This window comes from Bacillus sp. BML-BC051, assembly GCF_019656175.1.
GTDB lineage: Bacteria > Bacillota > Bacilli > Bacillales > Bacillaceae_G > Bacillus_A > Bacillus_A mobilis.
Window position 1 is genome coordinate 1 of record NZ_BPLI01000025.1, and the last position, 4,852, is coordinate 4,852.

At 50.7% G+C, this 4,852-nt stretch carries 2 rRNA genes; both read left to right on the forward strand.

The annotated features are described in order from the left end of the window. The first annotated feature begins 213 nt into the window (after positions 1–213). Positions 214–1,765: ribosomal RNA gene (locus tag K5S59_RS12630) — 16S ribosomal RNA — on the forward strand. Between the two features lie 110 nt (positions 1,766–1,875). Continuing rightward, a 23S ribosomal RNA gene (locus K5S59_RS12635) occupies positions 1,876–4,797 on the forward strand. The 16S and 23S rRNA genes sit together here, the layout of an rRNA operon. Positions 4,798–4,852: the final 55 nt, after the last annotated feature.

The following is a 4,852-nucleotide window of genomic DNA, read 5'->3' on the forward strand; positions in this document are numbered from 1 at the left end:
CTAGTGTTAAATAGAGGTGTAATATAAAACAAGGCGAAACATGACAGTAACATCGAAAGCGAAAAACAAAATGAAAAACTTAGTTGACATTAACTAACGAAGATGTTAACATAAGGAAGTCGCAAATGAGCGACCAAGTAGTTCTTTGAAAACTGAACGAAACAAACAACGTGAAACGTCAATTTTTATTTTTAGATGCTAGACAAACTAACTTTATTGGAGAGTTTGATCCTGGCTCAGGATGAACGCTGGCGGCGTGCCTAATACATGCAAGTCGAGCGAATGGATTGAGAGCTTGCTCTCAAGAAGTTAGCGGCGGACGGGTGAGTAACACGTGGGTAACCTGCCCATAAGACTGGGATAACTCCGGGAAACCGGGGCTAATACCGGATAATATTTTGAACTGCATGGTTCGAAATTGAAAGGCGGCTTCGGCTGTCACTTATGGATGGACCCGCGTCGCATTAGCTAGTTGGTGAGGTAACGGCTCACCAAGGCAACGATGCGTAGCCGACCTGAGAGGGTGATCGGCCACACTGGGACTGAGACACGGCCCAGACTCCTACGGGAGGCAGCAGTAGGGAATCTTCCGCAATGGACGAAAGTCTGACGGAGCAACGCCGCGTGAGTGATGAAGGCTTTCGGGTCGTAAAACTCTGTTGTTAGGGAAGAACAAGTGCTAGTTGAATAAGCTGGCACCTTGACGGTACCTAACCAGAAAGCCACGGCTAACTACGTGCCAGCAGCCGCGGTAATACGTAGGTGGCAAGCGTTATCCGGAATTATTGGGCGTAAAGCGCGCGCAGGTGGTTTCTTAAGTCTGATGTGAAAGCCCACGGCTCAACCGTGGAGGGTCATTGGAAACTGGGAGACTTGAGTGCAGAAGAGGAAAGTGGAATTCCATGTGTAGCGGTGAAATGCGTAGAGATATGGAGGAACACCAGTGGCGAAGGCGACTTTCTGGTCTGTAACTGACACTGAGGCGCGAAAGCGTGGGGAGCAAACAGGATTAGATACCCTGGTAGTCCACGCCGTAAACGATGAGTGCTAAGTGTTAGAGGGTTTCCGCCCTTTAGTGCTGAAGTTAACGCATTAAGCACTCCGCCTGGGGAGTACGGCCGCAAGGCTGAAACTCAAAGGAATTGACGGGGGCCCGCACAAGCGGTGGAGCATGTGGTTTAATTCGAAGCAACGCGAAGAACCTTACCAGGTCTTGACATCCTCTGAAAACCCTAGAGATAGGGCTTCTCCTTCGGGAGCAGAGTGACAGGTGGTGCATGGTTGTCGTCAGCTCGTGTCGTGAGATGTTGGGTTAAGTCCCGCAACGAGCGCAACCCTTGATCTTAGTTGCCATCATTAAGTTGGGCACTCTAAGGTGACTGCCGGTGACAAACCGGAGGAAGGTGGGGATGACGTCAAATCATCATGCCCCTTATGACCTGGGCTACACACGTGCTACAATGGACGGTACAAAGAGCTGCAAGACCGCGAGGTGGAGCTAATCTCATAAAACCGTTCTCAGTTCGGATTGTAGGCTGCAACTCGCCTACATGAAGCTGGAATCGCTAGTAATCGCGGATCAGCATGCCGCGGTGAATACGTTCCCGGGCCTTGTACACACCGCCCGTCACACCACGAGAGTTTGTAACACCCGAAGTCGGTGGGGTAACCTTTTTGGAGCCAGCCGCCTAAGGTGGGACAGATGATTGGGGTGAAGTCGTAACAAGGTAGCCGTATCGGAAGGTGCGGCTGGATCACCTCCTTTCTATGGAGAATTGATGAACGCTGTTCATCAATATAAGTTTCCGTGTTTCGTTTTGTATGTTCTTTGAAAACTAGATAACAGTGTAGCTCATATTTTTTTAATTTTAGTTTGGTTAAGTTAGAAAGGGCGCACGGTGGATGCCTTGACACTAGGAGTCGATGAAGGACGGGACTAACGCCGATATGCTTCGGGGAGCTGTAAGTAAGCTTTGATCCGAAGATTTCCGAATGGGGAAACCCACCATACGTAATGGTATGGTATCCTTACCTGAATACATAGGGTAAGGAAGACAGACCCAGGGAACTGAAACATCTAAGTACCTGGAGGAAGAGAAAGCAAATGCGATTTCCTGAGTAGCGGCGAGCGAAACGGAACATAGCCCAAACCAAGAGGCTTGCCTCTTGGGGTTGTAGGACATTCTATACGGAGTTACAAAGGAACGAGGTAGACGAAGCGACCTGGAAAGGTCCGTCGTAGAGGGTAACAACCCCGTAGTCGAAACTTCGTTCTCTCTTGAATGTATCCTGAGTACGGCGGAACACGTGAAATTCCGTCGGAATCTGGGAGGACCATCTCCCAAGGCTAAATACTCCCTAGTGATCGATAGTGAACCAGTACCGTGAGGGAAAGGTGAAAAGCACCCCGGAAGGGGAGTGAAAGAGATCCTGAAACCGTGTGCCTACAAATAGTCAGAGCCCGTTAATGGGTGATGGCGTGCCTTTTGTAGAATGAACCGGCGAGTTACGATCCCGTGCGAGGTTAAGCTGAAGAGGCGGAGCCGCAGCGAAAGCGAGTCTGAATAGGGCGTTTAGTACGTGGTCGTAGACCCGAAACCAGGTGATCTACCCATGTCCAGGGTGAAGTTCAGGTAACACTGAATGGAGGCCCGAACCCACGCACGTTGAAAAGTGCGGGGATGAGGTGTGGGTAGCGGAGAAATTCCAATCGAACCTGGAGATAGCTGGTTCTCCCCGAAATAGCTTTAGGGCTAGCCTTAAGTGTAAGAGTCTTGGAGGTAGAGCACTGATTGAACTAGGGGTCCTCATCGGATTACCGAATTCAGTCAAACTCCGAATGCCAATGACTTATCCTTAGGAGTCAGACTGCGAGTGATAAGATCCGTAGTCAAGAGGGAAACAGCCCAGATCGCCAGCTAAGGTCCCAAAGTGTGTATTAAGTGGAAAAGGATGTGGAGTTGCTTAGACAACTAGGATGTTGGCTTAGAAGCAGCCACCATTTAAAGAGTGCGTAATAGCTCACTAGTCGAGTGACTCTGCGCCGAAAATGTACCGGGGCTAAATACACCACCGAAGCTGCGAATTGATACCAATGGTATCAGTGGTAGGGGAGCGTTCTAAGTGCAGTGAAGTCAGACCGGAAGGACTGGTGGAGCGCTTAGAAGTGAGAATGCCGGTATGAGTAGCGAAAGACGGGTGAGAATCCCGTCCACCGAATGCCTAAGGTTTCCTGAGGAAGGCTCGTCCGCTCAGGGTTAGTCAGGACCTAAGCCGAGGCCGACAGGCGTAGGCGATGGACAACAGGTTGATATTCCTGTACCACCTCTTTATCGTTTGAGCAATGGAGGGACGCAGAAGGATAGAAGAAGCGTGCGATTGGTTGTGCACGTCCAAGCAGTTAGGCTGATAAGTAGGCAAATCCGCTTATCGTGAAGGCTGAGCTGTGATGGGGAAGCTCCTTATGGAGCGAAGTCTTTGATTCCCCGCTGCCAAGAAAAGCTTCTAGCGAGATAAAAGGTGCCTGTACCGCAAACCGACACAGGTAGGCGAGGAGAGAATCCTAAGGTGTGCGAGAGAACTCTGGTTAAGGAACTCGGCAAAATGACCCCGTAACTTCGGGAGAAGGGGTGCTTTCTTAACGGAAAGCCGCAGTGAATAGGCCCAAGCGACTGTTTAGCAAAAACACAGCTCTCTGCGAAGCCGTAAGGCGAAGTATAGGGGGTGACACCTGCCCGGTGCTGGAAGGTTAAGGAGAGGGGTTAGCGTAAGCGAAGCTCTGAACTGAAGCCCCAGTAAACGGCGGCCGTAACTATAACGGTCCTAAGGTAGCGAAATTCCTTGTCGGGTAAGTTCCGACCCGCACGAAAGGTGTAACGATTTGGGCACTGTCTCAACCAGAGACTCGGTGAAATTATAGTACCTGTGAAGATGCAGGTTACCCGCGACAGGACGGAAAGACCCCGTGGAGCTTTACTGTAGCCTGATATTGAATTTTGGTACAGTTTGTACAGGATAGGCGGGAGCCATTGAAACCGGAGCGCTAGCTTCGGTGGAGGCGCTGGTGGGATACCGCCCTGACTGTATTGAAATTCTAACCTACGGGTCTTATCGACCCGGGAGACAGTGTCAGGTGGGCAGTTTGACTGGGGCGGTCGCCTCCTAAAGTGTAACGGAGGCGCCCAAAGGTTCCCTCAGAATGGTTGGAAATCATTCGTAGAGTGCAAAGGCATAAGGGAGCTTGACTGCGAGACCTACAAGTCGAGCAGGGACGAAAGTCGGGCTTAGTGATCCGGTGGTTCCGCATGGAAGGGCCATCGCTCAACGGATAAAAGCTACCCCGGGGATAACAGGCTTATCTCCCCCAAGAGTCCACATCGACGGGGAGGTTTGGCACCTCGATGTCGGCTCATCGCATCCTGGGGCTGTAGTCGGTCCCAAGGGTTGGGCTGTTCGCCCATTAAAGCGGTACGCGAGCTGGGTTCAGAACGTCGTGAGACAGTTCGGTCCCTATCCGTCGTGGGCGTAGGAAATTTGAGAGGAGCTGTCCTTAGTACGAGAGGACCGGGATGGACGCACCGCTGGTGTACCAGTTGTTCTGCCAAGGGCATAGCTGGGTAGCTATGTGCGGAAGGGATAAGTGCTGAAAGCATCTAAGCATGAAGCCCCCCTCAAGATGAGATTTCCCATAGCGTAAGCTAGTAAGATCCCTGAAAGATGATCAGGTTGATAGGTTCGAGGTGGAAGCATGGTGACATGTGGAGCTGACGAATACTAATAGATCGAGGACTTAACCATATAATATGAAGCAATGTTATCTAGTTTTGAAGGAATATGCCTTCATAGTTTGGTG